At 60.7% G+C, this 16,431-nt stretch carries 13 protein-coding genes; 8 read left to right on the top strand and 5 right to left on the bottom strand.

All coding sequences use genetic code 11. From position 1 onward, the window contains the following. Positions 1–27: 27 nt before the first annotated feature. The 3 genes from ngg to mnmC form a co-directional block, all read right to left on the bottom strand. On the bottom strand, positions 28–1,776 hold the full coding sequence (ngg, locus tag ACEN8R_RS16400) for an N-acetylglutaminylglutamine synthetase (RefSeq protein WP_018929875.1): 1,749 nt from the start codon (positions 1,774–1,776) through the stop codon (positions 28–30). Positions 1,777–1,779: 3 nt separating this feature from the next. Next, entirely contained in the window at positions 1,780–3,552 is a 1,773-nt protein-coding gene (locus ACEN8R_RS16395) for an N-acetylglutaminylglutamine amidotransferase (protein WP_495624208.1), read from the bottom strand. Between the two features lie 122 nt (positions 3,553–3,674). Next, positions 3,675–5,657 carry a bifunctional tRNA (5-methylaminomethyl-2-thiouridine)(34)-methyltransferase MnmC2/FAD-dependent 5-carboxymethylaminomethyl-2-thiouridine(34) oxidoreductase MnmC1 gene (mnmC, locus tag ACEN8R_RS16390; protein ID WP_495624207.1) on the bottom strand — a complete coding sequence of 661 codons (1,983 nt, stop codon included), beginning with the start codon at positions 5,655–5,657 and terminating at the stop codon, positions 3,675–3,677. 320 nt (positions 5,658–5,977) lie between these two features. On the opposite strand from mnmC, the gene pap reads away from it, so the two are divergent. Then, positions 5,978–7,501 (top strand): polyphosphate:AMP phosphotransferase, encoded by a 1,524-nt coding sequence (pap, locus tag ACEN8R_RS16385; RefSeq protein ID WP_018929872.1) that lies wholly within the window; start codon positions 5,978–5,980, stop codon positions 7,499–7,501. A 105-nt stretch (positions 7,502–7,606) separates the two neighbouring features. After that, the gene (locus tag ACEN8R_RS16380) at positions 7,607–8,791 is read left to right on the top strand and encodes a thiolase family protein (protein WP_192350935.1); all 1,185 of its coding nucleotides are present in this window, start codon (positions 7,607–7,609) and stop codon (positions 8,789–8,791) included. Between the two features lie 86 nt (positions 8,792–8,877). Here the strand turns inward: ACEN8R_RS16380 and ACEN8R_RS16375 are convergent, their stop codons facing one another. After that, the gene (locus tag ACEN8R_RS16375) at positions 8,878–9,081 is read right to left on the bottom strand and encodes a DUF6316 family protein (protein ID WP_064616642.1); all 204 of its coding nucleotides are present in this window, start codon (positions 9,079–9,081) and stop codon (positions 8,878–8,880) included. A 201-nt stretch (positions 9,082–9,282) separates the two neighbouring features. Between ACEN8R_RS16375 and ACEN8R_RS16370 the strand changes: the two genes are divergently transcribed. After that, positions 9,283–10,242, top strand: a complete 960-nt coding sequence (locus ACEN8R_RS16370) for a DMT family transporter (RefSeq protein WP_064621206.1) — start codon at positions 9,283–9,285, stop codon at positions 10,240–10,242. Positions 10,243–10,373: 131 nt separating this feature from the next. Here the strand turns inward: ACEN8R_RS16370 and ACEN8R_RS16365 are convergent, their stop codons facing one another. Then, complete coding sequence (locus ACEN8R_RS16365; RefSeq protein WP_019650482.1) at positions 10,374–11,768, bottom strand: class II fumarate hydratase; 1,395 nt, start codon at positions 11,766–11,768, stop codon at positions 10,374–10,376. Positions 11,769–11,960: 192 nt separating this feature from the next. On the opposite strand from ACEN8R_RS16365, the gene ACEN8R_RS16360 reads away from it, so the two are divergent. The 5 genes from ACEN8R_RS16360 to ACEN8R_RS16340 all read left to right on the top strand — a co-directional run bounded on the left by ACEN8R_RS16360 (position 11,961) and on the right by ACEN8R_RS16340 (position 16,306). Further along, positions 11,961–12,491 (top strand): DUF2059 domain-containing protein, encoded by a 531-nt coding sequence (locus ACEN8R_RS16360; RefSeq protein WP_018929867.1) that lies wholly within the window; start codon positions 11,961–11,963, stop codon positions 12,489–12,491. 12 nt (positions 12,492–12,503) lie between these two features. Continuing rightward, positions 12,504–12,803, top strand: coding sequence for a BolA family protein (locus tag ACEN8R_RS16355; protein ID WP_007939900.1), 300 nt, complete (start codon positions 12,504–12,506; stop codon positions 12,801–12,803). A 103-nt stretch (positions 12,804–12,906) separates the two neighbouring features. Further along, on the top strand, positions 12,907–13,848 hold the full coding sequence (gene trhO, locus ACEN8R_RS16350; protein WP_018929865.1) for an oxygen-dependent tRNA uridine(34) hydroxylase TrhO: 942 nt from the start codon (positions 12,907–12,909) through the stop codon (positions 13,846–13,848). Between the two features lie 36 nt (positions 13,849–13,884). Further along, on the top strand, positions 13,885–14,487 hold the full coding sequence (locus ACEN8R_RS16345) for a DsbA family protein (protein WP_172901241.1): 603 nt from the start codon (positions 13,885–13,887) through the stop codon (positions 14,485–14,487). After that, positions 14,480–16,306, top strand: a complete 1,827-nt coding sequence (locus ACEN8R_RS16340; protein ID WP_495624206.1) for an ABC transporter ATP-binding protein — start codon at positions 14,480–14,482, stop codon at positions 16,304–16,306. The genes ACEN8R_RS16345 and ACEN8R_RS16340 overlap by 8 nt, the downstream gene beginning before the upstream one ends. Positions 16,307–16,431: the final 125 nt, after the last annotated feature.

Raw genomic sequence — 16,431 nt, 5'->3', positions numbered from 1 at the left:
GATGGTGTTGGTACAGACAACACATCACTAAGGGACTGCCGGCTGACTATGCGCAAACAACAAATCCACAAACCGCTCGGCCGTCGGCTGCGGTTCATGGTTGGCCAGGCCGGCGCGTTCATTGGCTTCGATAAACACGTACTGCGGCTGGTCGGCGGCCGGCACCATCAGGTCGAGCCCGACCATCGGAATATCCAGCGCTCGCGCCGCGCGCACCGCCGCGTCCACCAAGGCTGGATGCAGAATCGCCGTGACGTCTTCAAGGATGCCGCCGGTATGAAGATTCGCCGTGCGCCGTACGAACAAGTGCTCGCCGGCCGGCAGAATGCTGGCGTAGTCATAACCCGCCGCCTGCAAGGTGCGTTGGGTCTCCTGATCCAGCGGGATTTTGCTTTCGCCGCTGGTTGCCGCCTGACGGCGACGACTCTGGGCTTCGATCAGCGCACCGATGGAATGCTGACCATCGCCCACCACTTCCGCCGGCCGGCGAATGGCAGCCGCGACCACCTCGAAGCCGATCACCAGAATCCGCAAATCGAGGCCTTCGTGAAAACTTTCCAGCAGCACTCGACTGTCGAATGCACGGGCGTTTTCGATGGCTTGCTGGACCTCCTCAATGCTGCGCAAATCCACTGCCACCCCCTGACCCTGTTCCCCGTCCAGCGGTTTGACCACCACCCGTTCGTGCTCGTCGAGAAACGCCAGATTGTCGTCCGCGCTTCCCGCCAGTTGTTGGGCGGGCAGTTTGAGGCCGGCGTTTTTCAGCACCTTGTGAGTCAGGCTTTTGTCCTGGCACAAGGTCATGCTGATGGCGCTGGTCAGGTCGCTCAGGGATTCGCGGCAACGCACCCGACGACTGCCATGGATCAAGGTAAACAGACCGGCCTGAGCGTCATCCACCTGCACCTCAATACCGCGCCGATGAGCCTCTTCGACGATGATCCGCGCATACGGATTGAACTCGGCTTCGGGGCCGGGGCCGAGAAACAACGGCTGGTTGATGCCGTTCTTGCGCTTGATCGCAAAGGTCGACAAGTTGCGAAAACCGAGCTTGGCGTAAAGATTTTTCGCCTGACGGTTGTTGTGCAGCACCGACAGGTCCAGGTAACTCAGCCCACGGCTCATGAAGTGTTCGATCAAGTGCCGCACCAACACTTCACCGACGCCTGGGCGGGAACATTGCGGATCCACCGCCAGGCACCACAGGCTGCTGCCGTTTTCCGGATCGTTGAATGCCTTGTGGTGATTGAGGCCCATGACGCTGCCGATAATCGCGCCGCTGTCCTCGTCTTCGGCCAGCCAGTACACCGGGCCGCCCTGATGATGGGGCGTCAGCAAACCTGCATCGATCGGCAGCATGCCGCGGGCCTGATACAGCTGATTGATCGCCTGCCAGTCCGCCTCGCTTTGCGCCCGACGAATGCGAAAACCGCGAAACACCCGGGTGGCCTGACGGTAATCGCTGAACCACAGGCGCAAAGTATCGGACGGGTCGAGAAACAGTTGCGCCGGTTCCAGCCCCAGCACTTGCTGGGGGGCGGCGACGTACAAGGCGATGTCCCGCTCACCGGGTTGCTCATTGAGCAACTCTTGGGCGAGGCTCGCCGCATCGGGAAAGGTATGGCCGATCAACAACCGGCCCCAACCGCAATGCACGGCGATGGGCACGGCGCTCAATGCACTGCCGTCTTCGGCCAGGCGTGCCTGCAAGCGTTCGTAGGAGGGCGCCTGACCGCGCAACAGGCGTTGGCTGTAAGCCGTGGCGTGGGGTTTCATCGATCAGATTCCTTGTTCACTGAGCCACAGGTTCAGGGCCGCCAATTGCCACAGCTTGGAGCCGCGCAACGGGGTCAACTGGCCTTGCGGATCGGTCAGCAGGCGGTCGAGCATGGCGGGGTTGAACAAGCCGCGATCCTGACTCGGATCGAGCAGCAGTTCACGCACCCAGTTCAGTGTGTCGCCCTGCAAATGCTTGAGACCGGGCACCGGGAAGTAACCCTTTTTGCGGTCGATCACTTCGCTTGGAATGACCAGCCGCGCCGCTTCTTTCAGGACTTGCTTGCCGCCATCCGGCAGTTTGAATTTGCCCGGCACCCGCGCTGACAATTCCACCAGGCGATAGTCGAGAAACGGCGTGCGCGCTTCCAGGCCCCAGGCCATGGTCATGTTGTCGACCCGTTTGACGGGGTCGTCCACCAGCATCACGGTGCTGTCCAGGCGTAGGGCTTTGTCCACCGCCGCGTCGGCACCGGGTTGTGCGAAATGTTCCTTCACGAAGTCGCCGGCGGCATCGTTGGCTGTCAGCCATTTCGGTTGCGCTGTGGCGGCATAGTCGGCATAGCTGCGGTCGAAAAACGCATCGCGATATGCCGCATACGGATCGCTCGCGCCGTCCACCTGCGGATACCAGTGATACCCGGCGAACAACTCGTCCGCGCCCTGGCCGCTCTGCACCACTTTGCAATGCTTGGCCACTTCCCGGGACAGCAGGTAGAAGGCAATGCAGTCATGGCTGACCATCGGCTCGCTCATGGCGCGGAACGCTGCCGGCAATTGCTCGATGATCTCTTGTTCGTCGATACGCAGTTGATGGTGCCGGGTGCCGTAGTGTTTGGCGATCAAGTCCGAATACTGAAATTCATCACCGCGCTCGCCACCGGCATCCTGGAAACCGATGGAAAAGGTCGACAAGTCTTCTACCCCGACTTCGCGCAACAGCCCGACCAACAGACTCGAATCGACGCCACCGGACAGCAGCACACCGACATCCACCGCCGCCCGTTGACGGATCGCCACCGCTTCACGGGTGCTGTCGAGCACGCGATCGCGCCAGTCTTCGAGGGTCAGATTCAGTTCGTCGGCATGTGGGCCGTAGGGCAGGGTCCACCAGGTTTTCTGCTCGGTGGTGCCGTCGGCTTCGATACGCATCCAGCTCGCCGGGGGCAGTTTTTCGATGCCCGCCAGCAAGGTGCGAGGGGCCGGGACCACCGCGTGGAAGTTCAGGTAATGATTGAGCGCCACCGGATCGAGGATCGGGTTGATGTCGCCGCCCTTAAGCAATGCCGGCAATGCCGAGGCAAAGCGCAGGCGCTGGCCGGTGCGCGACAGGTACAGCGGCTTCACACCGAGACGGTCGCGGGCGATGAACAGACGCTGGGCGTCACGTTCCCAAATGGCGAAGGCGAACATGCCGTTGAGCTTGGGCAACAGCGCTTCACCCCAGGCGTGATAGCCCTTGAGCAGCACTTCGGTGTCGCCACCGGAGTAGAAGGCATAACCGAGGCTTTCCAGCTCGGTGCGCAGTTCCGGGAAGTTGTAGATAGCGCCGTTGAAGGCCAGGGACAGGCCCAGTTGGTTATCGATCATCGGCTGCGCCGAGCCGTCCGACAGGTCCATGATTTTCAGGCGCCGATGGCCCAGGGCAATCGGGCCTTGGCTGTGGAAACCCCACGCATCAGGGCCGCGAGGGGCCAGGTGATGGGTGATTCGTTCAATGGCTGCGAGGTCCGCAGGTTGATGGTCGAAACGTAATTCTCCAGCTAATCCGCACATAAGTCCTTACCGGTTTTTCCGTTGGGGAGGGTCAATCGATACCCGCCAAAAACGGCGGGTACCCGGAAACTGACCCGGCTGAATCCCTGGAGTTTTAGACCGATAAGTTATAAGTCGGTGTATCAGACTTTTCCGCGGATCAACTGGCGCAAGGCAAAACGGTTGGGATGGCAGGCCTCGGCCACGGCTTTGGGCAAGGGCAAAGGCTCGTTCTCAAGCCATGCCGCCAACAGTTCGCCGGACAATGGCGCGGTGATCAAACCGCGAGAACCATGACCGCTGTTGACGTAAAACCCATCAAGCCACGGGCAGGGCACATCGGGCACTTGCCGGGCATCTTTGCTCAGCGCGGCATAGGCATCGGCGAAGCTGGCCTGATCGGCCAGTGGTCCGACGATCGGCAGGTAATCGGGACTGGTGCAGCGGAACGCCGCGCGCCCTTCAAGCTGCTGCGGGTCCAGGTCTTGAACATGCAGGCGGGTGACCAGGTCGGTGGAGATTTCTTCGAGCAACGCCAGGTTGCCGAGGTGCTCGGCGACAGTCGGGGTCAGATCGTCACTCTTGAAATCGAAGCTGGCGCCGAGGGTGTGTTCGCCCAGACGAGCAGGCGCCACATAGCCTTCGGCGCAGACGACGGTCGCCAGGCTCTGGCTTTCAGGGGTTTGCGCCAGTCGGGTGATCTGGCCGCGAATGCGTTTGAGGGGCAGCTCGGCGCTCTGGGGGAAGCGTTTGATCTCGGCGGCACCGGCGAGAATCACCACGGGCGCGCTGGCCAGCAGCGTCTCGCCGTCCCAGGCCTGCCATTGATCCTCCACCTTGCGCAGTTCCAGCACCTCGCGATGGGGCAGCCACTGAATGTTCGTTGAAGACGCCTGCCACTGGCACAACGCAGGAGGATGAACCCAGCCGCCTTCGGGGAAGAACAGGCCGCCGTGCTCCAGTTCGATACCGGCCCGGGCCTGTGCTTGCGGTTGATCGAGCAGGTGTACCAGGTCTGGCGGAAAGGCCGTGGCCAATTGCGCCTGACGTTCGGCTTCCTTGGCATTGAAGGCCAGTTGCAAGACCCCGCAATCGTCCCAGTCGACGCCGCGCTGCAACTGTTCCAGCAGGCGCCGGGTGTAACCAAAACCGCTGACGATCAATTGCGACAGCGCGGTGCCGTGGGCCGAAAGCTTGAGGTACAGCACACCCTGAGGGTTGCCCGAGGCTTCCTGCGCCAGTGCTTCGTGGCGCTCCAACAGGCTCACTTGCCAACCCCGCGCGGCGAGACTGGCGGCGCTGGCGCAACCGGCCAGCCCGGCACCGATCACCAGGGCGCGGCGCTCGCCGGTCGGCGGGGTTGGGCGAGCGAACCAGGGTTTAGTCGCGGCAGGTGGTGCGGTCTCTTCAGGCCAGCCAAGAAAGGTGCCCCGCAGGATCTCCCACTTGTGACCGATGCCCGGCGTGCGTTTCATCTTGAAGCCTGCGGCGTTCAACAGACGGCGTACCCAGCCGGTGCTGGTGAAGGTGCTGATGGTCGAGCCGGGTGCCGCCAGACGTGCCAGTTCGGCAAACAGCTCGGCAGTCCACATGTCGGGGTTTTTCGCCGGGGCGAAACCGTCGAGGAACCAGGCGTCGATCTGCGCGTCCAGTTGCGGCAACTGCTCCAGTGCATCACCAATCAGCAGGGTCAGGGTGACGCGGCCGTTGCCCAGCACCAGCCGCTGAAAGCCTTGATGGATCGCCACGTATTGCGCCAGCAATTGATCGGCGAACGGCTTGAGATCCGGCCATAACGCCAGGGCCCGTTGCAGATCGGCGGTGCTCAGCGGGTACTTTTCGACACTGACAAAATGCAGCCGCGCACCGGCCACTGCGTGCTGTTCGAACAACTGCCAGGCACAGAGAAAATTCAGTCCGGTACCGAAACCTGTTTCGCCAATCACCAGTCGCCCACCCGCCGGCAATGCGGCGAAGCGGTCGCGCAAATCGTTTTGCTCCAGAAACACGTAGCGGGTTTCTTCAAGGCCCGACTGGTCGGAAAAGTACACATCATCCAACACCCGCGAACGCGGGCGACCTTGGTCGTCCCAGTCGAGCTGGGCGTGGGGCAATACAGGTTTCATGGCAGGCTCGGCAACGGCAAGACCGCCATTCTAGCCGATCGCCACGGTGGTGCTTGATCCGTGGCAAGTGCCACATTCGGGGGGCAGGGAGAATCGTCGTTTTGTGGCGAGGGAGCTTGCTCCCGCTCGGGTGCGAAGCAGCCGCAAGTTGGTTGTCTATGTACCCCCGGAGTACAAGTTTTTTGGTATCGGGACGGCTTCGCCGTCCAGCGGGAGCAAGCTCCCTCGCCACAGGGTTCGTATCAGTCTCAAAGATGGATTTGTCCTGCGCATGAGACGTCAATCCGCTAGTCTTGCTCAATCCTGGAAGGAGCGTCTCCATGTTCGAATCCGCCGAAATCGGTCATGTCATTGACAAAGAAACCTATGAAGCCGAAGTGCCGGCCCTGCGTGAAGCCTTGCTCGAAGCGCAGTTCGAACTTCAGCAGCAACATCGTTTTCCGGTGATCATTTTGATCAACGGCATCGAAGGGGCCGGCAAGGGCGAGACGGTCAAGTTGCTCAACGAATGGATGGACCCGCGCCTGATCGAGGTCCGCACTTTCGACCAGCAGACTGACGAAGAACTGGCTCGGCCACCCGCCTGGCGCTATTGGCGGATGCTCCCGGCCAAGGGGCGCATGGGGATTTTCTTCGGTAACTGGTACAGCCAGATGCTGCAAGGGCGGGTTCATGGTTTGTTCAAGGATCCGCGACTCGATCAAGCCATTAACGGCGCCGAACGGCTGGAGAAGATGTTGTGCGACGAAGGCGCGCTGATCTTCAAGTTCTGGTTTCACCTCTCCAAGAAACAAATGAAAGCGCGGCTCAAGGCGCTGAACGACGATCCGCTGCACAGCTGGCGCATCAGCCCGCTGGACTGGCAACAATCCGCGACCTACGACAAGTTCGTGAAGTATGGCGAACGGGTACTGCGCCGCACCAGTCGCGACTACGCGCCGTGGCACGTGATTGCTGGCCTGGATGCGCGTTATCGCAGCCTGGCGGTCGGCAAGATTCTGCTCGAGGGCCTGCAGAGCGCGCTCAAGAGACCCAGGATTCACCCGCACAAAGTCAGTGCCGCGCCCTTGTCTCCCAGCGTCGATCACGTGAATCTGCTCGACAGCCTGGACCTGACCCTGAACCTGGACAAGGACGATTACGAAGAGCAACTGATTACCGAGCAGGCACGGTTTTCCGGGCTGATGCGCGACAAACGCATGCGTCGTCACGCGTTGATCGCGGTGTTCGAGGGCAACGACGCGGCAGGCAAGGGCGGGGCGATCCGTCGGGTGGCCGCGGCACTCGACCCACGTCAGTACAACATCGTGCCGATCGCCGCGCCTACCGAAGAAGAACGGGCGCAGCCGTATCTCTGGCGGTTCTGGCGGCATATTCCGGCGCGGGGAAAATTCACTGTGTTCGATCGTTCCTGGTATGGCCGGGTGCTGGTGGAGCGCATCGAGGGTTTTTGCAGCGAGGCGGACTGGTTGCGTGCCTACAGCGAGATCAACGACTTCGAAGAGCAGCTCGACGATGCCGGGGTGATCGTGGTCAAGTTCTGGCTGACCATCGACAAACAGACTCAGATGGAGCGCTTCCAGGAGCGCGAAGAGATCCCCTTCAAGCGTTTCAAGATTACTGAAGACGACTGGCGTAACCGCGACAAGTGGGACGATTACCGCGCTGCGGTCGGCGATATGGTCGACCGCACCAGCACCGAGGTATCGCCCTGGACCCTGGTGGAGGCCAACGACAAGCGCTGGGCGCGGGTCAAGGTATTGCGCACCCTCAATGAGGCGCTGGAAGCAGCATTCGAAAAGTCCGACAAACGGGAGAAGAAACTGCAAAAGCGCAAGCGCTGAGCCGATGGTTACGCATACGCGGGGTGAATGATTGTCGCGGTCAGTCATGAGTGGGACTTATGCTCGATCCAACTCCCGACTGACAACAACAATGAGGTGTATGCCATGCGTGAAGTGGTGATCGTCGACAGCGTGCGGACCGGCCTGGCCAAATCCTTTCGCGGCAAGTTCAACATGACCCGTCCCGATGACATGGCGGCCCACTGTGTCAACGCGCTGCTCACGCGCAATGACGTCGATCCGGCCAGCGTCGAGGATTGCATCGTCGGCGCCGGTTCCAACGAAGGTGCCCAGGGTTACAACATCGGTCGCAACGTCGCGGTGCTGTCGCACCTGGGCATCGGCACGGGTGGCATGACCCTTAACCGCTTCTGTTCGTCGGGCTTGCAGGCCATCGCGATTGCCGCCAATCAGATCGCTTCCGGTTGCAGCGACATCATCGTCGCCGGTGGTGTCGAGTCGATCAGCCTGACCATGAAAAGCGTCAACACCGATCACCTGATCAACCCGCTGCTGAAAGAGCAGGTGCCAGGTATCTATTTCCCCATGGGCCAGACGGCCGAGATCGTCGCGCGTCGTTACAGCGTCAGCCGCGAGGAGCAGGATCTGTACGCCCTGCAAAGCCAGCAACGTACCGCTCTGGCGCAGGCCGCCGGGTTGTTCAACAATGAAATCGTGCCGATGGCGGTGAAGTATCGCGTTGAAGACAAGGCCACCGGCCAGGTGCAGATCCTCGACGGCATTGTCGATCACGACGACTGCAACCGCCCCGACACCACCCTGCAAAGCCTGGCGGGATTGAAACCGGTGTTTGCCGAAGACGGCTCAGTAACGGCCGGCAACTCTTCGCAGCTGTCCGACGGTGCTTCGATGACCCTGGTGATGAGCCTGGAAAAAGCCCTGGCGCTGGGGCTCAAGCCCAAAGCCTTCTTTCGCGGTTTCACCGTGGCCGGGTGCCAGCCGGACGAGATGGGCATCGGCCCGGTGTTCTCGGTGCCGAAGTTGCTCAAGGCCAAGGGGTTGCAGATTGCCGACATTGATTTGTGGGAGCTCAATGAAGCGTTCGCCTCGCAATGCCTGTACAGCCGCGATCGGCTGGAAATCGACAACGACAAATACAACGTCAATGGCGGCTCGATTTCCATCGGCCACCCGTTCGGCATGACCGGTTCGCGTCAGGTCGGGCACATCGTGCGCGAGTTGCAGCGACGCAACTTGCGCTACGGCATCGTCACCATGTGCGTGGGCGGTGGGATGGGGGCTACGGGGTTGTTTGAGGCGGTGCGGTAATTCCGTGAGGTCGCCTCCGCGGGCAAGCCTCGCTCCTTGTATGTTGCGCTTACACCCCGCGAGAGCAGTTATGCTCGCGGGTGTTGTCATCTCGATGACATGTTCATGCTCAAAGCCTGCATCCGCTCGATATAAGCCTGGATCTCCTTCTCGGCCGTCGCCGGATTATCGAACGGCCCCTCCAGGGTCTGTTCCCGGGTGGTGAAATACAACTCCCCATTGACACGACACAACCGGTCACAGCGAAAGTGCGTGGCGGGGGCGGTGTCCTGGGCGCGCATGCCGTACATGGGCGATCTCCTGCAGAGGGCGGTTTCAATGAGCTTATGCATGAACCCTTTGCAACGCCTGGCGAGCTGATCGACGGCATCCCGTCAATGTCATGGTGCGACCCGCACAGTTTCATTCGCGGCCCGAGGGCAACTGTCCCTGTGTCGCGCTTCGGTCTGAGCCTAGAATGAGCATTCTTGCCAATGGGCTTCGGGGGCAGCATGCATATTTCATCGGGTCGCTGGGTGTACGGTTTATTCCTGGCCTTGCTGACCGCGTTGTTGTGGGGAATCCTGCCGATCAAACTCAAGCAAGTGCTGTTGGTGATGGACCCAGTGACGGTGACCTGGTTTCGCCTGATGGTGTCCGGCGGGTGCCTGTTCATATATCTGGCGGCGACCAGACGCTTGCCGAGTCGCAAAGTCCTCGGCCCGCGCGGTGGCTGGTTGGTGTTGATGGCGGTGCTCGGACTGGTCGGCAACTACGTGCTGTACCTGATGGGCCTGAACCTGCTCAGCGCCGGCACCGCACAACTGGTGGTGCAGATGGGCCCGATCATGTTGCTGATCGCCAGTCTGTTCGTGTTCAAGGAGCGTTTCAGCGTGGGGCAGGGGATTGGCCTGCTGGTGCTGCTGATCGGCTTTGCACTGTTCTTCAATCAGCGCTTGGGCGAGTTGCTCACCTCCCTGACCGATTACACTGCGGGTGTGCTGATGGTGCTGTTGGCGTCGACGGTCTGGACCTTCTATGCCTTGGGCCAGAAGCAGTTGCTCACGGTGTGGAATTCGTTGCAGGTGATGATGGTGATTTACCTGTTCTGCGCGCTGTTGCTGACACCATGGGTGCATCCGCTGGAAGCACTGCAACTGAGCCCGCTGCAAGGCTGGTTGCTGCTGGCGTGCTGCTTGAACACCCTGATCGCGTATGGCGCCTTCGCCGAAGCCCTGGCCCATTGGGAAGCGTCGCGGGTCAGCGCGACGCTGGCGATCACGCCGCTGGTGACCTTTGCCGCGGTGGCCGTGGCGGCCTGGTTATGGCCTGATTTTGTGCATGCCGAAACGATCAACGGTCTGGGTTATGGCGGGGCAGTGCTGGTGGTGCTCGGGTCGGCGCTGGTGGCGTTGGGGCCATCGTTGATCGCCGGGCTCAGGGCACGGCGGGTGCGGATGGCAGCCAGTTAGACCGCATTATCGTTCATCGCGGGCAAGCCACGCTCCCACAGGTTTTGGGTCGCTCACGGGTGTTGTGATTGACACAAATCCTGTGGGAGCGTGGCTTGCCCGCGATGACTGACTGTCGGGCGCTAGAGAACTCAGCCCTTGGCCCCTGCCTCCAGCATATTCTCCGGCCTCACCCACGCATCGAACTCTTCATTGGTCAGATACCCCAACTTCAACGCCGCCTCACGCAGTGTCAGCCCCTCGCTGTAGGCCTTCTTGGCAATCTCGGCTGATTTGTCGTAGCCGATGTGCGGGTTCAGCGCCGTCACCAGCATCAAGCCTCGTTCCAGATGCTCGGCCATTTTCTCGGCATCCGGTTCCAGGCCGGCGATGCAATGCTGCTGGAAGTTGCTGCAGCCGTCGCCCAGCAAGCGGATCGATTGCAGCAGGTTGTGGATGATCACCGGTTTGAACACGTTCAATTGCAGGTGCCCCTGACTGGCGGCAAAACCTATGGCGACGTCGTTACCCAACACCTGACAGGCCAGCATCGACAGGGCTTCGCACTGAGTCGGGTTGACCTTGCCGGGCATGATCGAGCTGCCCGGCTCGTTGGCCGGCAGTTTCACCTCGGCAAAACCGGCTCGTGGTCCGGAGCCCAGCACGCGCAGGTCGTTGGCGATTTTCATCAGGGTCACAGCTAGGGTTTTCAGGGCGCCGGACAGCGTGGTCAGTGGCTCATGACCGGCCAGTGCGGCGAATTTGTTCGGCGCGGTGACGAACGGCAGGCCGGAGAGGGCGGCCAGTTCGGCGGCGATCGCTTCGCCAAAACCATGGGGGGAGTTCAACCCGGTGCCGACCGCGGTGCCGCCCTGGGCCAGTTCACAAACCGCCGGCAACGCGTTGCGGATCGCCCGCTCGGCGTAATCCAGTTGTGCGATGAACGCCGAGAGTTCCTGACCGAAGGTAATCGGCGTGGCGTCCATCATGTGGGTACGACCGGTCTTGACCAGTTTCATGTGCCGCGCGGACAGCTCCGCCAAGCCGCCGGACAACTCAGCGATCGCCGGCAGCAAATGCTGTTGCACCGCCTGAACCGTCGCGATGTGCATGGCCGTGGGAAAGCAATCGTTGGAACTCTGGGAGCGGTTGACGTGATCGTTGGGGTGCACCGGGCTCTTGCCACCGCGCGGGTTGCCGGCCAGTTCGTTGGCGCGACCGGCGATCACTTCGTTGACGTTCATGTTGCTCTGGGTGCCGCTGCCGGTCTGCCAGACCACCAGCGGGAACTGGTCGTCATGTTGGCCGTCGAGCACTTCGTCGGCCGCTTGTTCGATCAGGCGGGCGATGTCGGCGGGCAGGTCGCCATTACGATCGTTGACGCGTGCCGCGGCTTTCTTGATCAGGGCCAGGGCATGCAACACAGCCAGCGGCATGCGTTCGTTGCCAATGGCGAAATTAATCAGCGAGCGTTGCGTCTGAGCGCCCCAGTAAGCGTCATCCGGGACTTCCACCTGGCCCAGGCTGTCGGTTTCGATACGGCTCATCATGCACACTCCTGTAGGTCTGATAGCGCAGTTTAGGCTGTGATCGCCGGTTGTGGTTCCATCAGTCTGGAATTTGACCGTTCAACCCCTCTAAATCAGTCGCGACAAGGCTTGGGGTTGAGCGACACACTTTTTTAGGCGCAGAATGGGCGCCCTTGGGGTTATACCTCGCCTGCTAGAAAAGGAAACTCGATGACTCGTCTTCGTGCCATCTGTACCGCGGTTGCACTGGTTTGCGCCAGCGGCCAGGTTTTTGCCGATACCGCCAGCCACAACGCCAGTGCCGAAGCTTTCCTGACCCTGGCGCACGCTGACAAACTGGGCACTCCGGTGTACATGCAAGTGCAGCAAATGTTCGCTCAGCGCTTTGAACAGACCAAAGCCCCTGAGTCGAAGAAAGCCGTTCTGGAAACTTATCAGGCCAAGGCCAACGCAGCGCTGGACGCAGCCATTGGCTGGAACAAGCTGAAGCCGGACATGGTCAAGCTCTACACCACCAACTTCAGCGAATCCGAGCTCAAGGATCTGGTGGCGTTCTACCAGTCGCCACTGGGCAAGAAAGTCCTGGAAAAAATGCCGCAGCTGACTCAGCAATCGGCCCAGATGACTCAAGCCAAGCTGGAAAGCGCGGTGCCTGTGGTCAACAAACTGCTGGCTGACATGACTAACGAGCTGGATCCTAAAGCCGGCGCCGCTGCTCCTGCAGCCAAGAAAAAGCCTTAAGCGGAGCCGGGTATGACCATGCAACAACGCATCGAATCGACGCTGGGGCTGCTACAGCCCGAGCACCTGCAAGTGCTGGATGAAAGCCATATGCACAGCCGTGGGTTGCAGACCCACTTCAAGGCGGTGGTGGTCAGCCGGCAGTTCGAAGGGCTCAATCGCGTCAAGCGTCACCAGAAGGTGTACGGCACTTTGGGCGAACTGATGGGCGAGTTCCATGCGTTGGCGCTGCATACCTACACGCCGGAGGAATGGGCGCAGATCGATGCGGCTCCGGCCTCGCCGACCTGTGCTGGCGGCAGCAAGCATTAACCCTTGGTTTTTTGCTAGAATCCGCAACGCGCCGCTTACCCGGCGCGTTTTTTTTTCGCATCCGGTTCACCCCTTACGAGGGTAGCCACCTGGAGAATTACCCATGACACAACAGATTGTCGTGGCGGCACTGTATAAGTTCGTCACCCTGGAAAATTACGTTGATCTGCGCGAGCCACTGCTGCAAGCGATGATCGACAACGGCATCAAAGGCACGCTGCTGATCGCCGAAGAAGGCATCAACGGTACCGTGTCCGGCAGCCGCGAAGGCATCGACGGGCTGATGGCCTGGCTCAAGAACGACCCGCGCATGGACGACATCGACCACAAAGAGTCGTACTGCGACGAACAGCCGTTCTACCGCACCAAAGTCAAACTCAAGAAAGAAATCGTCACCCTGGGCGTTGAGGGCGTGGACCCGAACAAAAAGGTCGGCACCTATGTGGATCCGCAGAACTGGAACGCACTCATCAGCGATCCGGAAGTGCTGTTGATCGACACCCGTAATGACTACGAAGTCTCGATCGGCACCTTCGAAGGCGCCATCGATCCGAAGACCACCAGTTTTCGCGAATTCCCCGACTACATCAAAGCCAACTTCGACCCGGCCGTGCACAAGAAAGTCGCGATGTTCTGCACCGGTGGAATTCGCTGCGAGAAGGCGTCGAGCTACATGCTCAGCCAGGGTTTCGACGAGGTCTATCACCTCAAGGGCGGCATCCTGAAGTACCTCGAAGAGGTGCCGCAGGAAGAAACCAAATGGCAGGGCGACTGCTTCGTGTTCGATAACCGCGTGACCGTTCGTCACGATCTCAGCGAAGGCGACTACGATCAATGTCATGCCTGTCGTACGCCCGTCAGCGTTGAAGACCGCGCATCCGAGCACTATGTCGCCGGCATCAGTTGCCCGCACTGCTGGGATAAGCTGAGCGAGAAAACCCGTCGCAGTGCCATCGACCGGCAGAAGCAGATCGAACTGGCCAAGGCGCGCAACATGCCGCACCCGATCGGTTACAACTACAAGCAATCCGCTTCCGAGGCTTGAACCATGTCTGCACGCCTGCTCTATGTGATGGATCCGATGTGTTCCTGGTGCTGGGGCTTCGCTCCGGTGGCCAAAGCGCTGGTTGAGCAGGCGCAGGCGGCGGGTGTGGAGTTGCATCTGGTGGTGGGTGGTTTGCGCACCGGCAGTGGCGCGGCGCTGGAGCCGACCACCCGGCGCTATATCCTTGAGCACTGGCAGGCGGTTCACGAGGCCACCGGCCAGCCGTTCAAGTTTGAAGGCGCGTTGCCCGACGGGTTTGTCTACGACACCGAGCCTGCCTGTCGGGCGCTGGTGACTGCGCGCAGCCTGGCGCCGGATTGCGCCTGGACACTGCTCGGGCTGATCCAGCATGCGTTCTATGCTGAAGGTCGCGACGTTACCCGTGCCAGCGTGTTGGTGGAACTGGCGGAGCAGGCCGGTTTGCCACGCATCGAATTTGCCGCAGCCTTCGATCGTGCCGATCAGCACGCTGCGACCGCCGCCGATTTCACTTGGGTCCAGGACCTGGGTATTGCCGGTTTTCCGACCTTGCTGGCAGAGCGCAATGGTCAATTGGCGCTGCTGACCAATGGCTATCAGCCCTTGAGCGAGTTGTCACCGTTGCTCGGCCGCTGGCTGGAGCGCGCTGCCTGTGCATGATCTGCCCGATGATGCAGCAGCTCCCAAACGTGTCGATCGGCTGAGCTGGGCGGAAGTCCGCCGCCTGGCCCTACACCATAAAAAATCCCTGTGGATCGCCAACGGCGTTGCGGTATTGGCAACGCTGTGCAGCGTGCCGATCCCGTTGCTGTTGCCGTTGCTGGTGGACGAAGTGCTGCTGGGCCACGGTGACGTTGCACTGAAAGTCATGAACCACGCACTGCCCGACGTCTGGCAGAAAGCCGCGGGTTATATCGGTCTGATGCTGCTGGTGACCCTGGCGCTGCGTTGCGCCGCGTTGTTGTTCAACGTGGTGCAGGCGAAATTGTTTGCGGCGCTGGCCAAGGACATCGTGTATCGGATTCGGGTGCGGTTGATCGACCGGCTCAAGCGCATCTCGCTGGGCGAATACGAAAGCCTGGGCAGTGGCACGGTGACCACGCATCTGGTCACCGACCTGGACACGCTGGACAAATTCGTCGGCGAAACCCTCAGTCGTTTCCTCGTGGCGATGCTGACACTGGTGGGCACCGCATCGATCCTGATGTGGATGCACTGGAAACTCGCGCTGCTGATTCTGCTGTTCAACCCGCTGGTGATCTACGCCACGGTGCAGTTGGGCAAGCGGGTCAAACATCTGAAGAAGCTCGAGAACGACAGCACCTCACGCTTCACCCAAGCCTTGACCGAAACCCTGGACGCCATCCAGGAAGTGCGTGCCGGTAATCGTCAGGGTTTTTTCCTCGGACGGTTGGGGCAGCGAGCGCGGGAAGTGCGCGATTACGCGGTGAGCTCGCAGTGGAAAACCGATGCATCGAATCGGGCCAGCGGTTTGCTGTTCCAGTTCGGCATCGATATTTTCCGCGCCGCGGCCATGCTCACCGTGCTGTTTTCCGACCTGTCCATCGGCCAGATGCTGGCGGTGTTCAGCTACCTGTGGTTCATGATCGGTCCGGTGGAACAACTGCTCAATCTGCAGTACGCCTTTTATGCCGCTGGTGGTGCGCTGTCGCGGATCAACGAGTTGCTGGCCCGTGCCGACGAGCCGCAATACACCGGCAGCGTCGACCCGTTTCAGGGGCGCGACACGGTGGGCATCGAAGTTCAGGGACTGAGTTTCGGCTACGGCGACGAGTTGGTGCTGAACCAAATGAACCTGTCGATTGCCCCCGGTGAAAAAGTCGCGATTGTCGGCGCCAGCGGGGGGGGCAAAAGTACTCTGGTGCAGTTGCTGTTGGGCCTGTACACGCCGCTGGCCGGGACCATCCGTTTCGGTGGTTCGACTCAGCAAGAAATCGGCTTGGAAACTGTGCGCGAAAATGTCGCCGTGGTCCTGCAACATCCCGCCCTGTTCAACGACACCGTGCGCGCCAACCTGACCATGGGCCGCGAACGCAGTGACGAAGCCTGCTGGCAGGCACTGGAAATTGCTCAACTGCACCACACGGTGCGTGCATTGCCCAACGGTCTGGACAGTATCGTCGGGCGATCCGGTGTGCGTTTATCCGGCGGGCAGCGTCAACGCCTGGCGATTGCCCGAATGGTGTTGGCCGAGCCCAAAGTGGTGATCCTCGACGAAGCCACGTCCGCACTGGACGCGGCCACCGAATACAACCTGCACCAGGCGCTGGCGCGGTTCTTGAGCCACCGCACCACGTTGATCATTGCGCACCGATTGTCGGCCGTGAAGCAGGCCGATCGAGTGTTGGTGTTCGATGGCGGGCAGGTTGCCGAGGATGGCGACCATCAGCAGTTGATTGCCGATGGTGGTTTGTACGCCAAGCTTTATGGGCATTTGCAGCAAATTCAACGACCTTGAACTTTGTACGGTTTTCTGTGCTTAGTGTTTGAGCGGTCCCGAGGAATTTTGGCGTTTTTTGCGCTCTGTCTGGCCAGACAATCGGATTGCAGTGGTGTGCTCGATGATTCGAAGTGTCGGAAATT

It is taken from the genome of Pseudomonas sp. Pseusp15 (assembly GCF_059492165.1).
The sequence above is the reverse complement of the archived record's forward strand: the minus strand, read 5'-3'. Positions and strand labels throughout refer to the sequence as shown.

Coding starts and splice junctions, on each gene's coding strand:
- ACEN8R_RS16355 (WP_007939900.1), top strand. CDS start 12,504: ATGACCATGCAACAACGCATCGAATCGACGCTGGGGCTGCTACAGCCC.
- ACEN8R_RS16370 (WP_064621206.1), top strand. CDS start 9,283: ATGCATATTTCATCGGGTCGCTGGGTGTACGGTTTATTCCTGGCCTTG.
- ACEN8R_RS16365 (WP_019650482.1), bottom strand. CDS start 11,768: ATGAGCCGTATCGAAACCGACAGCCTGGGCCAGGTGGAAGTCCCGGAT.
- trhO (WP_018929865.1), top strand. CDS start 12,907: ATGACACAACAGATTGTCGTGGCGGCACTGTATAAGTTCGTCACCCTG.
- ngg (WP_018929875.1), bottom strand. CDS start 1,776: ATGAAACCCCACGCCACGGCTTACAGCCAACGCCTGTTGCGCGGTCAG.
- mnmC (WP_495624207.1), bottom strand. CDS start 5,657: ATGAAACCTGTATTGCCCCACGCCCAGCTCGACTGGGACGACCAAGGT.
- ACEN8R_RS16380 (WP_192350935.1), top strand. CDS start 7,607: ATGCGTGAAGTGGTGATCGTCGACAGCGTGCGGACCGGCCTGGCCAAA.
- ACEN8R_RS16360 (WP_018929867.1), top strand. CDS start 11,961: ATGACTCGTCTTCGTGCCATCTGTACCGCGGTTGCACTGGTTTGCGCC.
- pap (WP_018929872.1), top strand. CDS start 5,978: ATGTTCGAATCCGCCGAAATCGGTCATGTCATTGACAAAGAAACCTAT.
- ACEN8R_RS16375 (WP_064616642.1), bottom strand. CDS start 9,081: ATGTACGGCATGCGCGCCCAGGACACCGCCCCCGCCACGCACTTTCGC.
- ACEN8R_RS16395 (WP_495624208.1), bottom strand. CDS start 3,552: ATGTGCGGATTAGCTGGAGAATTACGTTTCGACCATCAACCTGCGGAC.
- ACEN8R_RS16345 (WP_172901241.1), top strand. CDS start 13,885: ATGTGTTCCTGGTGCTGGGGCTTCGCTCCGGTGGCCAAAGCGCTGGTT.